Genomic DNA, 18220 nt, shown 5'->3' with positions numbered 1-18220 from the left:
TCCCCCTTTCCTTTCCGGCCGTTATGACCGGGTTTCTCCGGCTCCCCGCGGGAACCGGGCTCGCTACTTCTTTACACGAACAGTCTTTGTGGACCGTGTTTCCAGGGTCATCTCGTCGGCCTCTTCGACCCTTGCCTTCAATCGCACAGTACCTGCCGCGGCGTCGACCACGTCCACCACCTTCGCAAGCAGTTTCGCAGTATCGGCGTTGCCGGAGGCGCTGGCGAGCTGAACGGCACGTCCCAGCTTGGCCGTTGCCCCGTCGACATCTCCCGATTTACGCAGATCCAGTCCCTGTTGGATGACTTGTGCCAGTTCCGCCTGACCCGTGTAGTGCGCGACCTGGGGGTTGATCGAGGTCGAGGCCACCATGTCGTCGGTCCACACCGCCCGTACGAGACCCTGCGCGCCGAGGTTCTGCACACTGCCGTCGCCCTGCGGAATCACCAGCGAGACACGGGCGGCCAGCATCTCCTGGCCGATTCCGGCCGAGGGGACCTCGACGCACACGTGGTAGTCGCGGGACTCATCCCCCCAGGAGCCGGTGGGGTAGTCCCCGGCGCGCGGGCCCGCCTCGGTGCGACGGTCCGTCAACTCCTCGACCGTGGGGGCGACTTGCTTGACGAACTTGATCTCCGTGCCGACCGGCGTCCACAGCCTGAGGGCGACGTCCGCGACCTCCTTGCCCATGGCCGTCTCCATCATCTGCGTGAAGTCGGCGGACAGGGCGGCGGGGTCGGCGACGATGTCGGCGGTGCCGAGCAGCGCGGAGGCGATTCCGGTGACCTCCTTGACCTCCCAGTCGGTGCCCACTCCACGCGCGTCACACGTGAAGCGCCCGGCACAGGAGTCGAGGGCGGCCTTGAGGTCCTCCGGTGACTCGTGTTCGTTGCGGCCGTCGGTGAGCAGGATGCCGTGCCGGATCGAGACGTCCGCCGAGGACAGCAGCCGGTCGGCGAGGCGCAGCCAGGTGCCGATCGCCGTACCGCCGCCCGCGCTCAGCTTGCGCAGGGCCTGCTTGGCCTGGTCGCGGGTCTGGGCATCGGCGACCGCGAGCCGTCCGCCGCCCGGGTAGACCTCCTTGGCGATGTGCGTGCCGCCGATGACGGCGAAGTGCACACCGTCGCGCAGGGTGTCGATCGCGGCGGCCGTCGCGTCGCGGGCGTTGCGCATCTTGGTCGGCGGGTAGTCCATCGAGCCCGAGCAGTCGACCATGATCGCCACGGCGGCGTCCGGGCCCTGCCCGGCGGTGTACAAGTGCGGCGCGGCGACGGCGCTTCCGATGGTGCCGCCGCCGGTCGCGCTCACCGTGACGATCGCGTTGACCTCGCGGCCGCCCTCGGGCAGGTACTCGTTCTGGTACACGTCGACCGAGAACTGCGGCACGTTCGACTTCGAGAAATTGGCCATGCCTTCTCTGTCCCCCTCAAGACCTCCGGTAGTTGGCGGAGGTGATGACTGTATGCGGACCGGTCCCCTCCGGTCCCGGGCCGTCCCCGTTCTTTCGCGGCCTCAGGCCGATCCTGCCCCCTGTGGCGGGGCAGGGAACGGCAGGACGGCCACTGTTACGTTGTCGTGGCCCCCGCCGTCCAGGGCGTGGCCGACCAGGACCTGGGCGCTGTGCAGAGGCCTTTCGGCGGCGTCGAGGGGCACGACCTCGGCCATCTCCTCGGCCGCCTCGGCGTAGTTCCACAGCCCGTCGGTGCACACCACCACTACACCCGGCCGGTCCGGCTTGAAGGAAGCGGTGTGCGGCTCCAGTTCGTACGCGTCCGCGCCGAGCCAGCCCGTGATCGCGTGGGCGCGCTCGTCGGCGTATGCCTCCGCCTCGTTCATCAGGCCCGCCGCGACCATCTGCGCGGCCCATGAGTCGTCCTCGGTGAGCCGGGCCGGCAGTGAACTCCGGTCGACCGGCACCCAGTAGGCGCGGCTGTCGCCGACCCAGCCGACGATCAGCAGGGCGGGGGTGACGACGGAGCCGACGAGGGTGCAGGCGGGCGCGTTCACATGGGGCGCGTGCTCACCCTGTGAGGTGGACGCGTCGGCCAGCGCATTGACGGCCTCCGCGGCGGCGACGATCGCGTCGTGCATCGCCTGCTGCGGGTGCGTGCCCAGCGGCAGGGCCTCCAGGAGCGCCTCGTTGGCCGCGCGGGACGCGGCGAGCGAGGCCTCGTCCGGGCGGGTCGCCGAGGAGACGCCGTCGCAGACGATCGCGACGACCGCGGGCGAGCCGTCGGGCAGCGCGGTCGAGGAGATCGCGAACGCGTCCTCATTGCGGTGGTGGCGCAGGCCGCGGTCGCTGACCGCGGCGACCGCGCCCAACTCCTGCTCCATGTGGTCGCGTTCGCGCGGCTGCGCGTGCCCGCAGTTCTCGCAGTAGCCGTCGCTGTCGACATTGCCCGAGCGGCAGGCGACGCACAGCTTGGTGCCCGCCTGGGGCGTCGCGAGGTCGGCGGTGCGGGGATCGACGAGAGGCTCGGCGGAGGGCGGGGCCGCGGGCTCGGCGGGGGGCTCGGCGGCCGGGGGAGCCAGCGGGTACTCGTCGGGCTCCGAGGGCCGGTCGAACCGTACGCCGGAAGGCTCCGCGCCCGAGGGCTGTACGCCGGACGGCTGCGCGCCCGGATGGTGTACGCCGGACGGCTGCGCGCCCGCGGATCCCGGTTCCGGGTGCGGGAGCTCGGAGCCGCCCGAGTCCGTGCCCTGGATGTCCGTGGCGCGGTGCACCGGGGCGGGCGTGTCGGAGCTGTCCACCTCCGGCGCGAGGGGCCAGTCCACGGACGCGGCGGCCGAAGGGGGCCGCGGTGCGGTGCCGTTCATGGTGATCGTCGGGTTGTCCGCCGGCGGTGCGGGCACCGTCGACAGGTCGTACCCGCACGCGCCGCAGAAACGGTCACCCGCCTCCAGTGGCTCCTCGCAACTGGGGCACCGCGAAAGGGCCGTCGGCTGGGGCATCTGGGACATCAATCACACCCACGTCCGGGGGCGGTAACGGTTGGCACGTTCCACCAGGTCGATCCTCTCCTCGCCGCCCTGCGCGAGCCGGGCCAGCGTCCGGTACGAGCGCTCGAGCCCGAAGCGGAGGCCGCGCTCGTCCAGCTTGCTGCCGAGCAGCACACGTCCACCTCCGGAGGCCGGAGCGGAACCCTGGCTACCGGAGAGTACCCAGTCCAGGGCACAGCCAAGGACTTCCGTCGACAACTGCTCGCGTCGGACCGCGTCGAGCCCGTATCCGTCAAGGGCCTCGACCTGTCCGGCCGCCGCCGTCAGATCGTCCACGAACGGCGCGGCCGCCGCCTCCTCGGCCAGCCGCTGCCGCAGCCGCGCCCGTACGGCCGCGACCCGGGCCGCCGTGTAGTGGATCGACGCCTCCGGTACGGACTCCAGCGTGCGTACGGCGCCACGGCGGTCCCCGGCGGCGAGCTGCACGCGGGCCAGGCCGAACGCCGAGCTCACATAGCTGGGGTCGGTCGTCCACACCAGGCGGTAGTACTCGGCCGCGTTGTCCAGCTGCCCGAGCACCTCCGCGCACAGGCCGAGGGCCAGCTTGGGCGCGGGCTCGCCGGGGAAGGCGTCGTAGACCGCGTCGAAGGACAACGCGGCGATCTCGTACTCCCCGCTCGCCAGCGCCGCGACGCCCCGGTACCAGACCACCCGCCAGTCGTCGGGATGGTCCGCCTCCAGGGCCTCGATCGCCCGGGCCGCGCTGTTCAGCTCACCCATCTCCAGGCGGGCGCGCAGCTCGCGCAGCCGCAGCTCCAGCGAGCCGGTGGGCGCCGCGTGCAGCGCCGTGATCAGCTCCCCGGGCGCGGAGGTCATGAGCCCCGCGAGGAAGCCGGCGTTCGGGTCGCCCGGGTCCACCCGGGGGATGGGCAGCGCGAGCGCGGTGGCGGCGGCCTGAACGGGCTTGACCAGACCGCCGTGGACCCCGGCGCCTCCGGCGCCCGCACTCCCGGCTCCGCCGGGCAGCATCCCGGCCCCGTTACCCGCGGGCGGTGCCCCGCGACGGCGCCCCGTCGGCACCACCCGAGCCCCCAGCCGCGACACGTCGCTGTCCAGCTTCCCGAACAACTCCGTGTCCGTGACCTTGAGCTCGGGCCCGAACAGGGTGGACAGGGCCGGGCGCGCCCGGCCCGTCTGGAGGGACACGACCTCCCTCAGCACACCCGTCAGCTGCTCGGCCATCTCCTGCGCGGAGGCGAAGCGACGGGCCGGGTCGGGGTCGGTGGCGCGGACGAGGAGCCGGTAGAAGGACTCGTACTGGCGGAAGACCTCGATGTTGTCCGGGTCGGGCAGGGAGTCCACGAAGACGTTCGTGTAGCCCTGGAAGTCGAAGGTCAGGACCGCGAGCGTACGGGCGACCGTGTAGAGGTCCGAGGCCACCGACGGGCCTACCTCCGCCACCTCCGGCGCCTGGTAGCCCACCGTGCCGTAGATGGCCGACTCGTCGTCGTCCATCCTGCGCACGGCGCCCATGTCGATGAGCTTGAGCTGGTCCTCGGTCTGGATCGCGTTGTCGACCTTGAAGTCGCAGTACAGGAGGTTGCGGCTGTGCAGGTGCCCGAGGGCCTCAAGGGCCTCGATGCCGTACGCGCAGGCCTGCTCCACGGGCAGCGGGTCCCGCTTGCCGTCCGCCGTGCGACGCCCGTTGGCGATCTCCTTCAGCGACTTTCCGCCGACGTACTCCATGACGATGTACCCGTCCAGCGAACCCGTCCGCTGGTCGAGGTGCTCGACGAAGTTGTAGATCCGCACGATGTTGGCGTGCTCGATCTCGGCGAGGAAGCGCCGCTCGGAGATCGCCGCCGCCATCGCGTCCTGGTCGCCGGTGTCGAGGAGGCCCTTGAGCACCACCCAGCGGTCGGAGACCGCGCGGTCGACGGCGAGGTAGACCCAGCCGAGGCCGCCGTGCGCGAGACAGCCCACGACCTCGTACTGGCCGTGCACGATGTCGCCCGTGTTCAGCTTGGGCACGAACGAATACGGGTGGCCGCACTTGGTGCAGAACCCCTCGGTGCGCCCGGCCCGCTCACCGCGCGAACGCCCCACCGGCGCCCCGCAGTCGGAGCGCGAGCAGAATCGCTTCCGCTCCGGGACCTCCGGGTTCTCCAGCACCATCACGCGCGGGTCGGGCCGCGGCACGTCCGGGACCTCGACCAGACCGACACCGAGCCGGCCGCGCCCGGAGGACCCCGCGGTCGAACCGGAGCTGCGGACCGACACCGAGCGGCCCGTCGACGCGCCCGACAGCGAGCGCGACAGCCGCCCGGAGACCGAGCGCCGCGACTGCGAGGAGCGCGACGAACTGCGGGAACTCGCCCGCGAACTGCTGCGTGCGCTACTGCTGTTGGAGCCGCGGGAACTCTTGCCGCCGCCCGTGATCCCGGTCGGGGGCGAGCCCACCATGCCCTTCGCCGAGACGACCGGGGCCAGACCGCATGTGTCGCAGTACAGCTCGCCGCCGCCCACGTCCTCGTACGACCCGGAGCAACCGGGCCGCTGGCACTTCTGCTGTTCGCTCACAGCCTGCTGACTCACGCTGCATCCCCCTTAACGCTCACGCGTTGGCCCCCTCCGGTCAACACGGTCGTTCGGCCCGCTCTGTTCAGGCACCCGTGGGCTCAACAGGTCGGCCACCGCCCGCTGATAGCGCAGCACCGCCTCCTCCGCGACCCGCAGATCGCAGGGCGCGCTCCACAGCATGCGGCGGGCCGCGTCGTAGCGCTCGACGAGGAACGGGTCCTCCGCGAGGCCGTGCCGGGCGACCTTCGCCTTGTACGCGTCGAGGCGGCCGCGCAGCTCCGCGCGGACCGCCAGCGGCGCGGTGACCGCGGTCAACGACTCGCGGGCGCGCAGGAGTTCGTCCTCCGCCTTCTCCTCCAGCGACTCCAGGAGCGGGGAGAGGCGGTGCCACTGGGCGTGTCTGCGGTACTCGGCGGCCGTCGCCAGCTGCTCCTGCAGCGCGGTCGGCGGACCGCTGACGGCCGGCACCTCCGATGCGGCGATCTTCGCGAGCACCTCACCGCGGGCGCTGCGCGCCTCGGCGAGCGTGCGGTCCGCGCGGCTGAGTATGTCCCGCAGCTTCACCAGCCGCGCCTCCGCGTCCTGGCGGACGGTGAGCACCGCGTCGATCTCCCGGCGCACCTCCTCCAGGGCGCGTGCCTCGCGGTCGTACGTCGTCGTGTCCGGGCGTCCGCCGCCGGGCGCCGAACTGCCCTGCGCGGGCACCCAGAAGGCCAGCGGGTCGGACACCACGCGCTCGCGCAGCGTGGTGAGCGTGCGGGTGATCCGCTCCAGGTCGTCGCCCGCCGGGTGCTCGCCGGGGCGGACGCCCACGGAGTGCGCGAGTTGGCGGGTGCGCTGGAGCTCCGCGGCCAGTAAATCGATCCGGGCGGGCAGCGCGGACCACACGGCGTCCGCGGTGACGACCATGTCGAGCGAGGACGCGTACAGCTCGTTCATCCGCTCCACCAGCGCGGCGAGCGAGAACTGTTCGCTGAGCTTGCCGGTGCCGGCGAGCGTCGGCGCGTTCGCCGTGGCGGTGGCGCTGCCGGCGACCGTGATGCCCTCGCCGCGCAGCAGCTCGGTCAGCTCCACCAGGTCGTCACGGCTCGACCAGCGTCTGCGGGAGCGGATGTCACGCGCGGAGCGCAGCGCGTCCGTGTACGCGTCGAAGTACGCCCACAGCAAGGTGATCGACGCCTCGGTGGACGTCCAGCGCTCCTTGGTCGTGCCGGTGAGCTCGGCGCCTTCCAGGAGTCTGCGGCCCGCGTGGTCCTGCAGGGCGAGGAGCGAGGTCTCGATGGCCTCGTGCTCCGCGCCGAGCCGCGCCAGCGCACGGTCCACCTCGTCCCGGTCCATCACCGGCCCGGAGGGTCCCGTGACGCCCATCGATCACCTCTCGCTCTCTGTCGTTCCCTGCGCGCCGATCCGGTGCGCCCGGGTAACTCTCCAGTCGTATCGGGTCGGTTACTTGTACTTCGCCGCGGGCGGGTTCGCCGACTCGGAGTCCGCGCCCAGGGTCGGGGACAGCCACTTGTCGTACGACGTGCGCCAGCCGCTCTTGCGGTAGTCCACGAGGACCTGGTTGACCCGGCGTACCAGATCGTAGGCGTCCTTCTTCATCGCCACTCCGTAGTACTCGGTCGTGAAGCGGTCGCCCTTGAGCTCCACCGTCGGGTCCTGCGCGGCCTGGCTCGCGGCGAGCGCGCCGTCGGTCACGACGGCGTCCGTCTCGCCGAGCTGCAGCCGCACCAGGCAGTCGAGCTGGTTGGGGACGGTGTCCTTGATGTCGGCGGTGGAGGCGAGCTTGCCGTGGTCCTGGTCCGCCTTCAGCTTGTCGTACGCGGTGGACCCGTCCGCCGAGCAGATCCGCTTGTTCGCCAGCGTCTTGTCGTACCCCTTGATGTCCGAGGCCTTCGGGGCCAGAACCTGCTGGCCGGTGAGGAAGTAGGGGGCGGAGAAGGCGACGTCCTTGAGGCGCTCGCAGTTGATCGTCATGGTGCGGACCACCATGTCGACCTGGCCGCTCTTGATCGCCGGGATGCGCTGGATGGTGGGGATGGCGTGGAACCGGACGGCGTCCGGGTCGCCGAGGATGTCCTTCGCGATCTCGTGCGCGAGATCGATGTCGAAGCCCTCCAGGTCGCTGCTCTTCTTGGTGCTGTTCGGGTCGCGATAGCCCCAGCGGTAGCTGTTCTGGTCGACGCCGACCGACAGATAGCCGCGCTTCTTGATGGCCGTGATCGTCGTGCCGCTCTCGTCACTGGACGGGGAGAGGCTCTGGTCCTGCGGATCGGTGCACGCGTCGTCCCGCGCCTGGGTGCCCTGGGCGACCCCCTGGCTGCCGATTCCCGTGCTGCCGTCCCCGCGCGTGCTGCTCAGCGGCAGCAGCAGCGCGAAGACCACGGCGAGGGCGCAGGCGACGGCCATCGCGCCCACGCCGCCCCAGCCCTTCAGGCTTGCCCTCAGGCGTCGTGCCGTCATCGCCGCTCCCCCTCTCACCGGTACTCCGAAAGCCTGCGCCCGATGCCGAGCAGGGCGCCCGCCGCGGCGAGCACCGCGAGGACGGCCGCGCCCACCGGGAGGCCGGTCATCGCGTCCAGGCCGTCACCCGCCGCCTGCTTGAACTCGCTCTCCTCGTGGGTGAGCGCGAGCGCCAGATTCTTGTCGACGCCGTCGAAGCACTCGCCGGTCGGCTTGTCGTTCTTGGAGCCGATCACCTTGTTCAGAGCGCCCTGGTAGTCGCCCGCGTCGTCGGCCGCGCGGGCCTCCTGGTGGCGGGACTTCCAGACCTTCATGTTGCCGGTGGCGGCCTGCACGGGGGCCTCGCCGGCCTTGTCGTCGGCGAGGTCGGCGGCCAGGGTCAGGCCCTTGGTGAGCGTCTTCATGTCCTGCTGGAAGTCGTAGTCGAAGACGTCCACGGTCGTCTTGCCGTCGGCCAGCTTCTTGGTCTCGGCGCCGCGGCTGACCAGCGTCAGGTTCTCGTTGCCCCGCGCGTTCAGGGAAGCGATCCGGGCGTCGTGCAACACGTTCAGAGAGCGGACCCCGTGGTCGTACGACTCGTCGAGTCCGGCGCGCGCGACGCTGTGCCCGACGACGAGCCACAGCAGCACCACCGTGGAGGCGGCGGTGGCGGCGACCATGCCCTGGTTCAACACCCGGTTCGTCCGCCGGTAGTTGCGGCGCTGGGCCCAGACGAGGCCGCCGAGGGCGAGCACGCCGAGGCCGATGGCGGCCCAGGGGTAGGGCTTCGCGTCGGCGTAGTCGGCGCTCAGCCGCTGGTTCTCCCGCTGGTAGAGGTGCTTGGCCTTCGGGAGCATCTGCTGCTGCATCTTCTCGTTCGCGTACCGCAGATAGGCGCCGCCGAGCGGGTAGCCCTGCCGGTTGTTGGCGCGGGCGCGCTCGATGAGGCCCTTGTACTCGGGCAGCAGCTTGTTCAGTTCGGAGATGGTCTCCGCCGAGGGGGAGCCCGGCTCCGAGCTGTTGGCGGCGGTGATCAGCTTCGCGGCGGCGGTCTTGATGTCCAGCTCGTACCGGTCGCGGGAGGCCTTCGTCTCCTGGCCGCCGGCGAGGAAGCCGCTGGAGGCCGCCGTGTTCGCGTCGGCGAGCGAGCGGTAGATGTCGGCCGCGCTCGCGCTCAGCGGCTGGCTGCTGTGCAGCACGTCGTCCGCGGCGGCCGAACGCTCCGTCATCTGCCAGGCGGTGACCGCGCCGAACGCGACGACCAGGAGGGCGAGGACAGCGCCGATGATGCGCAGCCGGCCCGGTTCCGTCGTCGCGGCTTCGCGCAGGCGGTCGACGCCCTCCGCCCACGCGGTGCGGCGTGGGGGCGTCGCGTCGGGCAGCGCGGACTTGGACGCCGGCACCGGAGGCCCGGACTGCGGTGGCACGGCCGGCATCGTGGGCGCGCCGGCCTGTCCCGGTGGCGCCGCACCGCCGTTCGGCGGGTATGTCACTTGACCTCCCCCATGGTCATCCGTAGCTCACCTCCGTCCGGTGCGCGGGAAGCACGGACAGCGGACGAAGGCGTACGGGCGCAAGTATCGCCGCCGGGACTGACATCCGCACAGGCCTTGACTGGATCTTGTTCGGATCGCAGCGCACTTGTCGAATTCCGGCGCAGCGCAAGGCTCCCGCACCACCCCCCTTCCCATGAATACGCCGTCCGGATCTGTTCGGTTCCCGCTCGTCGCGCAACGTTCACAGCAGGCCGGTCAGCCGCCGCAGACTGCGCTCCCCCTCGCGCCGCACGCCCAGCGGCACCAGGGCCGCGCGCCCCGGCACCCGCACGCCTCCGGTGAACGCCACCCGGGTGCCGTCACCGTCCGGCGCCGCGGCGACGCCGAGCAGCAGGAACCGGCTCTGCAGCCAGCACCAGCCCGGCCGCTGCTCGCCGCGCAACAGGGCCCGCATCCCGTACTTGCTGCGGGCCAGCGCCTCGACGCGCGCACCGTCCCGCCGCAGCACCCGCAGCCCCCGCATGTCGGGCGCGACGCGTCCGAACTCGCCCTCCAGGTCGCCCAGCAGGGCCCATACGCGCTCGTACGGGGCGGCCACGACGGCCTCGGTGACATGGGCGCCGCGGACCCCGGCGGCGAGCACGCGCAGCCGCCGCACCGGGTCGAGGCCGGCGACGGGCCACTCGCTGGTCGTGTCACGTCCGGTCATGAGGTCCACGCCTTCCGGAAGGTGTCGCGCGCCCGGTGCAGCCGGGACTTGACGGTGCCGACGCGCAGGCCGAGCAGCTCGGCCGCGGCCCGCTCGTCCAGGCCCTCCACGTCACGCAGGACGAGCACCGCCCGGTGCTCGGGGGAGAGCCGGTCCAGTACATCCCTGATGTCGGCGGCGAGTTGCGGATCCCCGCGCGCGGGCAGGGTGCTCAGATCGGCGGCCACCGCGCGGGCGGCGCGCCCGGCCAGCCGGACCGCCTCCCGCACCGCGATGGCACGGACCCAGCCGCGCAGCGCGGCCGGGTCCTTGAGGGTGCGCAGCGAGCGGAACACCGCGACCAGCGCCTCCTGTGCGGCGTCCGGCCCCTGGTCCAAGGCGATGGGACCGCAGATACGGCCTACGTAGGGGGCCAGTTCGTCCAGCAGCTCGGCCATGGCGAGGGTGTCGCCGCGCTGCGCGGCGCGCACCCGGCGGGCCGCTTCCTCATCGGACACGTACGGCATCTTCCCAACGGGCGGTGCCCGCGCGGACAGCGGTGCCCTGGTGGCGGGCGACCCTGAGCGCGGCCGCGCACAGCACCGCGCACAAGGGCGTGTAGAGCCCGAGGTTGAGCCAGTAGAAGGCGGTTCCGGTGTCCTGCGCGAAGAGCCAGTAGACGCCCGCCAGCGTGCGCAGGGACAGCCCGGCCGCCACCGCGAGGGTGCCGAGGCGGAGCAGGCGGTGCGGGCGCCGGGACTGGGCGACGACGATGCCGCTCGCCGTCAGCAGGAGCGCGGCGAGCGGCAGGACGACGGGCGGGGCGAACGGCGCCTCGGTGCCCAGGACCGCGTACGACAGGCTCTTCTCGTCGGCGGCGGGCCAGGTGGAACCGGTCGCCCAGTAGAGGTGGAACAGGGCGTCGGCGGTGAGCACCGAGGCGAGGAGTACGGCGGCTCGCGTGGCCGTGCGGTCGGACATGGGGCCTCCTGAGATGGGCATCGACACCCACCAGAGGAGGCGTCCGGGCCATTCGTTCCCACGGATGTGCGGGAATTTCCGGCGCGGACATCCCGACCGCCCGCCCGTCCGGACTCCTCGTAGGACTTCTCAGGCCTCCTCGTAGAACGCCCGCACGCGCGCGTGCACCTTGTCCGGGGCCCGTACGTGGTCCAGGCCCAGGAGAGCGGCGCCCAGGACGGGGCTGGCGGTGACCACTTGGGGGACCGCCTTGGGGGCGCGGGCCGCGAGGAGTTCGTGGATGCGGTCGTCGAGTTGGGGGTGGCGGGCGGCGAGGATGCTGCCGCCGAGGAGGACCGGGGTCTCCTCGGCGAGGAGGTCGAGGCGGGTCAGGGCGACCGCGGCCATCGCGACCACCTCGTCCGCGAGCCGGTCGACGATCGCGCGGGCCACCGGATCGCCGTCCACCGCCGTGGCGAACAGCACGGGCGTCAGCTCATGGCGACGGGCGTTGCCGATGCGCTCCAGGTGCAGTGCCTCGATGAGCGCGTACATGGAGTCGAGGCCGAAGTGCGCGGGCAGCGTGCGTGCCAGCGCCGTGGGACCGCCCCGGCCGTCCTCCGCCCGTGCCGCGTGCCACAGGGCCTCCTCCGCCAGGCCCCAACCCCCGCCCCAGTCCCCGGAGATACGGCCGATCGCCGGGAAGCGGGCGGTGCGGCCGTCGGGCCGCATGCCGACGCAGTTGATCCCGGCGCCGCAGACGACGGCGACTCCGCGCGGCTCGGCGATCCCGGCCCGCAGGATCGCGAAGGTGTCGTTGCGCACCTCCACACTGGTGCCCCACGCGCGCGCGTGCAGCGCGGCCGCCAACTGCTCCTCCTCGACCGGGAGATCCGCGTTGGCGAGACAGGCCGAGACGTGCTCGACCGAGCTGACGCCCGCCTCGGCGAAGGCCCGCCGCACCGCGTCGGCGACCGCGTCCACGGCCGCCTGGACCCCCACGGCCGGGGGCCGGAATCCGCCGCCGCGCGCCGTGCCGACCACCCGCCCGTCCGGCGCCACGACCGCGACGTCGGTCTTGCTGTTCCCCGCGTCGATGGCGAGGACGCTTGCGGTCAGGCCCACGCGAGGTGCTCCCGGTTGTGCGCGATCAGCTGGTCGGTGAGGGCGTCGGCGTACGCGTACTGACCGACCAGGGGATGGGAGAGGAGGGCCCGGAAGACCCGGTCACGGCCGCCGCGCAGGGCCGCCTCCAGGGCCAGGTCCTCGTATGCCGTCACGTTGGCCATCAGGCCCGCGTACAGCGGGTCCACGGACGGCACCGACAGCGGCGTGGGCCCTTTGGAGCCGATCGCGGCCTGCACCTCGATCACGGCGTCGTCCGGCAGGAAGGGGAGGGTTCCCCTGTTGTAGGTGTTCACCACCTGGTAGGGGCTTCCGCCTCCGCCCAGCAGCGACGCCGCGAGGTCCACCGCCGCCTCCGAGTAGTACGCGCCGCCCCGCTTGGCCAGCAGCTCCGGCTTCTCGTCCAGCGCCGGGTCGGCGTACAGCGCCAGCAACTGCCGTTCCATTTCCGCCACTTCGGCGGCCCGGGACGGCTTCGTCCGCAGCTCCCGTACGACCTCGTCGTGCGCGTAGTAGTACCGCAGGTAGTACGAGGGGACGACGCCCAGCCGGTCGACGATCGTGCGCGGCAGGCGCAGGTCGTCGGCGATGGTGTCGCCGTGCTCGGCGAGGAGCTTCGGAAGGACGTTCTCGCCCTCGGGACCACCCAGGCGCACACCAGTTTCCCAGGTGAGGTGGTTGAGGCCCACATGGTCGAGGTGCACATCGGCGGGTGCGACGCCGAGCAGTGCGGCGAACTTCCGCTGGAAGCCGATGGCCACATTGCACAGTCCGACCGTCTTGTGGCCCGCCTGGAGCAGGGCGCGCGTCACGATCCCGACCGGGTTGGTGAAGTCGATGATCCAGGCGTCCGGACTGGTACGGCGTACGCGTTCCGCGATGTCCAGGACGACCGGCACCGTGCGCAGCGCCTTGGCCAGGCCGCCCGCGCCCGTCGTCTCCTGGCCGACGCAGCCGCACTCCAGCGGCCAGGTCTCGTCCTGTGCGCGGGCCGCCTGGCCGCCGACGCGCAGCTGCAGCAGGACGGCGTCGGCGCCCTCGACGCCCGCGTCCAGGTCGGAGGTGGTGACGATACGGCCGTCGTGCCCCTGCTTGGCGAAGATACGGCGGGCCAGGCCGCCCACCAGCTCGAGGCGTTCGGCGGCCGGGTCGACGAGGGCCAGTTCCTCGATGGGGAGGGTGTCCCTGAGCCGGGCGAATCCGTCGATGAGTTCGGGGGTGTAGGTCGAGCCTCCGCCGACCACGGTGAGTTTCATACGTGGTTAACCCTTCACTCCGGTGAGCGTGACGCCCTCGACGAACGCCTTCTGGGCGAAGAAGAACACGAGGATCACGGGGGCCATGACCAGCACGGTCGCGGCCATGGTGAGATTCCAGTCGGTGTGGTGCGCGCCCTTGAACGACTCCAGGCCGTAGGAGAGGGTCCAGGCGCCGGGGTTCTCCGACGCGTAGATCTGGGGCCCGAAGTAGTCGTTCCAGGCGTAGAAGAACTGGAAGAGCGCGACCGCGGCGATGCCCGGCTTCGCCATCGGGAGGACGACCTTCAGGAGCGTCCTGAGGTCTCCGCAGCCGTCCACCTTGGCCGCGTCCAGGTACTCGTTCGGGATGGTCATCAGGAACTGGCGCAGCAGGAAGATGGAGAAGGCGTCCCCGAAGGCCATCGGGATGATCAGCGGCCAGAGGGTTCCCGACAGATCCAGCTGCTTCGCCCAGAACAGGTACATCGGGATGATGACCACCTGCGGCGGCAGCATCATCATCGAGATGACCAGCATCAGCGACAGATTCCGGCCGCGGAAGCGGAACTTGGCGAGCGCGTAGGCGACGGGGATCGACGACACGACGGTGAGGACGGTGCCCGCACCGGCGTACAGCAGGGTGTTCTTCCACCAGGTCAGGAAGCCCGGTGTGTCGAAGACCTTCCGGTAATTGCCCCACTCCCACGTGTGCGGGATCAGATCGCGGCTGAGCGCCTGGGTGTCGCTCATCAGCGAGGTCAGGAACACGAACACGAACGGGAGCACGAAGAAGAGGGCGGCGGCGACGCCGAGCGCGTGGACCGCGACCCACTCCAGCAGGGCCTTGCGGCGGGCGGTGCGCTCGGCGGGCGACACGGGAGCCCTCAACTCCACGGGCTTGTCGAGGACGTGAGACAACTGAGGCGCTTGCGTCATGGTCAGTCACCTGCCTGGATGAGACCGCCCCGGCGCCGCATCAGGAACGCGGTGAACACCATGGACAGGGCGAACAGCACGAGCGCGACCACACAGGCGGAGCCGTAGTCGAAGCGCTGGAAGCCGAGGTTGTAGACGAGCTGCGGCAGGGTGAGCGTCGACTTGTCGGGGTAGCCGGGCTCGAACTGCGTACCGGCGCCCTGGATGACGCCCGAGGCGACCTTTCCGGCGATCAGTGGCTGGGTGTAGTACTGCATCGTCTGGATCACGCCGGTGACCACGGCGAACATCACGATCGGCGAGATGTTCGGCAGCGTCACATAGCGGAACCGCTGCCACGCGGAGGCGCCGTCCAGCTCCGCAGCCTCGTACTGCTCGGTCGGTACGTCGAGCAGCGCGGCCATGAAGATGACCATCAGGTCGCCGATGCCCCACAGGGCCAGCAGGGTCAGGGCCGGCTTCGACCAGGTGGGGTCGTTGAACCAGCCGGGCGCCGGGATGCCGACCTTCTCCAGGATCGAATTGACCGGGCCCGTACCGGGGTTGAGGAGGAACGCGAAGGCCATCGTGGCCGCGACCGGCGGGGCGAGGTAGGGGAGGTAGAAGAGGGTGCGGAAGACGCCCGTACCCGTCTTGATCTTCGTGATCAGCAGGCCGACACCGAGTCCGAAGACGACCCGCAGGCTCACCATGATGAGGACGAGCCACAGGGTGTTCTTCAACGCGGGCCAGAACAAGGGGTAGTTCTGGAAGACGTAGGTCCAGTTCTTCGTTCCGCTCCACGTCGGCGGTTTGAAGCCGTCGTAGTGCATGAACGAGAAATAGACGGTCGAGATCAGCGGGTACGCGAAGAAGACCGCGAAGCCGATGAGCCAGGGTGACATGAAGGCGAGGGTTCGCAGTGCTTGTTTTCTGCGCTTCGCCACAAGGCCGGACCGACGGCGCTTCGACGCCAAAGTGATCGTGCTCATGGGCTACTTCGCCTGCGCGATGTCCGTGTCGATCTGCTTGGCGGTGCTTTCCAGACCCGCCTTCAGATCCTTCGCCTTGCCGCTCTCGTAGTCGTATCCGAACTGCTGGATCGTCACGAGATACGTGCCGCCGTTGATGGACGCGGGAGTCGTCGTCGAGTTCGGGTTCGAGGCGATGTCCAGGAACGTCTTGAAGCGCGGGTCGTACTTCAGCTTCGGGGACTTCAGCGCGGCGAGCGTCGAGGGGACATTGTGGATGTCGTTGGCGAAGCCGACCACCGCGTCCGTGTTCGTGGTCATGTATTTGACCAGCTCCCAGGCCGCGTTCTGCTTCTTGCTGGTGGAGGCGATGCCCGCGATGGTGCCGGTGATGTAGCCCTTGCCGTACTGGTCGGCCTGATCGTCGGGTACGGGCAGCGGGGCGACGCCGATCTCGAAGTCGGGCTTGGCTTCCTCGGCCATGCCGAGCCGCCATTCGCCGTCCAGCTGCATGGCGACCTGACCGGTGTGGAACGGGTGCTTGGGACCCCATTCGTCACCCAGCTTGGAGCGGTACTTCTCCAGCTTCTGGTAGCCGCCGAGTTCGTCGACGAGCTTCTTCTGGAGGGTGAAACCGGCCTGGAATGCGGGGTCCTTGGCGATGTTCGACTTGCCGTTCTTGTCGAAGTACGTCGGCGAGAACTGCCCGAAGTAGTGCTCGGTGGTCGACTCCCAGCCGTGGTAGTTCGGCATGAAGCCGAGCTGCGAGTAGGAGTCGCCCTTGGCCACGGTCAACTTCTTGGCGTCGGCCTCGAATTCGGACCAGGTCTTCGGCGGGCTCTTGATGCCCGCCTTGTCGAACGCGTTCTTGTTGTAGTAGAGCCCGTACGCGTCACCGAGCAGCGGCACAGTGCACCGGTTGCCGTCGAACTGGGTGTACTCGTTCATCGCCTTCGGGAAGGTCGTCTCCGGGTCGATGCCCGCCTTCTTGAAGAAGGGGTTCAGATCGACGAAGGCGCCCGACGAGCAGAACTTGCCCACGTTGTTGGTGGTGAAGGAGGAGACCACGTCGGGGGCCTTGTCGCCGCCCGCGCGCAGCGCCTGGTTGATCTTGTCGTCCGTCATGTTGCCGACGATGTTCACGTGGATGTTGGGGTGCGCCTTCTCGAAGCCCGCGACCAGGGACTTCACGGCCTTGACCTCGCTGGGCGCGCTCCACGCGTGCCAGAAGTTGATCGTCTGTTCCTTGGACGCGTCGTCGCTCGCGGCGGAGCCGGACTGGCCGGTACAGGCGGTGGCGAGGAGGGCTATCGAGGCGGAAGCGGCGAGCGCGGCGACCGCTTTCCGGGACATTCCGGGCATGACGGGGTCTCCCTAGGGCAGGGTAGGGCAGGGGTGGTGGTGTGCGCGAAAGGGCTGAGGGGGTGAGGGGTTCAGCGGGAGGTGTCGAAGACCTCGTCGCGGGTGGCCGCCAGGGCGCTTTCCAACGCGCCGCGCAGCACGGGGTGTTCGTGGACGTCGCCGACGACGAGGCGCGGCCGGGACGCGGCCAGCTCCTCCAACTCGGCCTGGACCAGGGCGCGCAGCGGTTCGCCGCCCGCGGTGAGCGACGCGCCGCTGAGCACGACGAGCTCGGGGTCGAGCACGGAGACCAGCGAGGCGAGACCGGTGGCGAGACCGGTCGCGTACGTCTCCAGGAGCCGCAGGTACGGCCCCTCGTCGACGGCGGCGGCCCGCTCGACGAGGGCTGCGGCGACCTCGGCGTACGGACCGGTGGGTATGTCCTTGATGCCGAGCTCGCGTGCCAGCTTGGGGATGGCCTGGGAGCCGGCGAGCTCCTGGTAGCCGCCGCTGTTGGCCTTGGTCACCTGGCGCACCAGGGGCGCGCCCGGCACCGGCAGGAAGCCGACCTCGCCCGCGCCGCCGGTCCAGCCGCGGTGCAGCCGTCCGCCGAGCACGAGCGCGGCGCCGAGACCGCCCTCGTTCCACAGGAGGACGAAGTCCTCGTGGCCCTGGGCGGCGCCGAGCCGCTGCTCCGCGATGGCGACGAGGTTGACGTCGTTCTCGTACTCGACGGGTATCGGCAGTGCGGTCGCGAGCTCGTCGAGGAGGCTGGGGGAGTGCCAGCCGGGCAGGTGCGAGGCGTAGCGCAGCCGGCCGGTGCTGGGGTCGAAGGCGCCGGGGGTGCCGATGACGAGGCGGCGGACGTCGTCCCGGGCCAGTCCGGCCGCCTTCACCGCGCCGTCGAGGGCGTCGGTGACCTGGCGTACGACGGGCTGTGCGGGGCGGCGTCCGGGGGTGGGCAGCTCGTACTCGCCCACCGTCCGGCCGGTGATGTCGGCGACGGCGGCGAGGATGCGCTCGGGGGTGACGTCCAGGCCCGCCGCGTAGCCGGCGCCCGGATTGACCACGTACAGCTGGGCGTTGGGGCCCGGGCGGCCCTCGCTGGTGCCGGTGGCGAGCACAAGGCCCGCCGCCTCCAGGCGGGCGAGGAGCTGTGAGGCGGTGGGCTTGGACAGCCCGGTGAGCTTCCCGATCCTGGTCCGTGACAGCGGGCCGTGCGCGAGAAGCAGGTCGAGGGCGGCGCGGTCGTTCATGGCGCGCAGGACGCGCGGAGTGCCCGGCGTGCCGGCGGATCCTGCCATGTGTGTCGACACCTGCCTTTCTCAGCTGCCCAGTTTCCCAGTGACCTGGAACGAAAGTCCATCCCATGATCACTGTTAGGAAAGTTTCCTGTTTGGTGGGAGGAACGTAGGCCGGGGGCCGAGGGGGCGTCAAGAGAAACCGCCCCCGAGGCAACAGACTCGTTACCTGCGGGGGCGGTGCGCGTGCTCTGTGTGGCGGGCGACTACTGCACGTCTACGG

Annotated in this window: 15 protein-coding genes; all 15 read right to left on the bottom strand. The window is 70.8% G+C overall.

Going from position 1 to position 18220, the window contains the following annotated elements; translation table 11 throughout:
• Positions 1–63: 63 nt before the first annotated feature.
• Positions 64–1410: a VWA domain-containing protein gene (locus tag ACFY0T_RS15275; protein ID WP_388869516.1), complete on the bottom strand. Its 1347-nt coding sequence runs from the start codon at positions 1408–1410 to the stop codon at positions 64–66.
• Positions 1411–1512: 102 nt separating this feature from the next.
• Entirely contained in the window at positions 1513–2964 is a 1452-nt protein-coding gene (locus tag ACFY0T_RS15270) for a PP2C family serine/threonine-protein phosphatase (protein WP_388869513.1), read from the bottom strand.
• A complete protein-coding gene (locus ACFY0T_RS15265) occupies positions 2965–5535 on the bottom strand; it encodes a tetratricopeptide repeat protein (protein ID WP_388869510.1) in 2571 nt (856 codons plus the stop codon).
• Positions 5536–5547: 12 nt separating this feature from the next.
• The gene (locus ACFY0T_RS15260; RefSeq protein WP_388869507.1) at positions 5548–6888 is read right to left on the bottom strand and encodes a hypothetical protein; all 1341 of its coding nucleotides are present in this window, start codon (positions 6886–6888) and stop codon (positions 5548–5550) included.
• Between the two features lie 78 nt (positions 6889–6966).
• Positions 6967–7983 carry a glutamate ABC transporter substrate-binding protein gene (locus tag ACFY0T_RS15255; protein WP_388869504.1) on the bottom strand — a complete coding sequence of 339 codons (1017 nt, stop codon included), beginning with the start codon at positions 7981–7983 and terminating at the stop codon, positions 6967–6969.
• Positions 7984–7997: 14 nt separating this feature from the next.
• Entirely contained in the window at positions 7998–9455 is a 1458-nt protein-coding gene (locus tag ACFY0T_RS15250) for a hypothetical protein (protein WP_388869502.1), read from the bottom strand.
• Between the two features lie 244 nt (positions 9456–9699).
• Entirely contained in the window at positions 9700–10167 is a 468-nt protein-coding gene (locus ACFY0T_RS15245) for a hypothetical protein (protein WP_388869499.1), read from the bottom strand.
• Complete coding sequence (locus ACFY0T_RS15240) at positions 10164–10604, bottom strand: RNA polymerase sigma factor (RefSeq protein ID WP_388870490.1); 441 nt, start codon at positions 10602–10604, stop codon at positions 10164–10166. Before ACFY0T_RS15240 ends, ACFY0T_RS15245 begins: the two co-directional genes overlap by 4 nt.
• A 49-nt stretch (positions 10605–10653) precedes the next feature.
• Positions 10654–11127 (bottom strand): DUF3995 domain-containing protein, encoded by a 474-nt coding sequence (locus ACFY0T_RS15235; protein WP_388869496.1) that lies wholly within the window; start codon positions 11125–11127, stop codon positions 10654–10656.
• 129 nt (positions 11128–11256) lie between these two features.
• Entirely contained in the window at positions 11257–12231 is a 975-nt protein-coding gene (locus ACFY0T_RS15230) for an N-acetylglucosamine kinase (RefSeq protein WP_388869493.1), read from the bottom strand.
• Positions 12222–13487: a 6-phospho-beta-glucosidase gene (locus tag ACFY0T_RS15225; RefSeq protein WP_388869490.1), complete on the bottom strand. Its 1266-nt coding sequence runs from the start codon at positions 13485–13487 to the stop codon at positions 12222–12224. The genes ACFY0T_RS15230 and ACFY0T_RS15225 overlap by 10 nt, the downstream gene beginning before the upstream one ends.
• Positions 13488–13493: 6 nt before the next feature.
• On the bottom strand, positions 13494–14405 hold the full coding sequence (locus ACFY0T_RS15220; protein WP_388869488.1) for a carbohydrate ABC transporter permease: 912 nt from the start codon (positions 14403–14405) through the stop codon (positions 13494–13496).
• A 2-nt stretch (positions 14406–14407) separates the two neighbouring features.
• The gene (locus ACFY0T_RS15215; protein ID WP_388869485.1) at positions 14408–15376 is read right to left on the bottom strand and encodes a carbohydrate ABC transporter permease; all 969 of its coding nucleotides are present in this window, start codon (positions 15374–15376) and stop codon (positions 14408–14410) included.
• A 3-nt stretch (positions 15377–15379) separates the two neighbouring features.
• Positions 15380–16717 (bottom strand): ABC transporter substrate-binding protein, encoded by a 1338-nt coding sequence (locus tag ACFY0T_RS15210; RefSeq protein ID WP_388869481.1) that lies wholly within the window; start codon positions 16715–16717, stop codon positions 15380–15382.
• A gap of 71 nt (positions 16718–16788) precedes the next feature.
• Positions 16789–18000, bottom strand: coding sequence for an ROK family transcriptional regulator (locus ACFY0T_RS15205; protein ID WP_388869478.1), 1212 nt, complete (start codon positions 17998–18000; stop codon positions 16789–16791).
• Between the last annotated feature and the right edge of the window lie 220 nt (positions 18001–18220).

It is taken from the genome of Streptomyces sp. NPDC001530 (assembly GCF_042894545.1).
GTDB lineage: Bacteria > Actinomycetota > Actinomycetes > Streptomycetales > Streptomycetaceae > Streptomyces.
The sequence above is the reverse complement of the archived record's forward strand: the minus strand, read 5'-3'. Positions and strand labels throughout refer to the sequence as shown.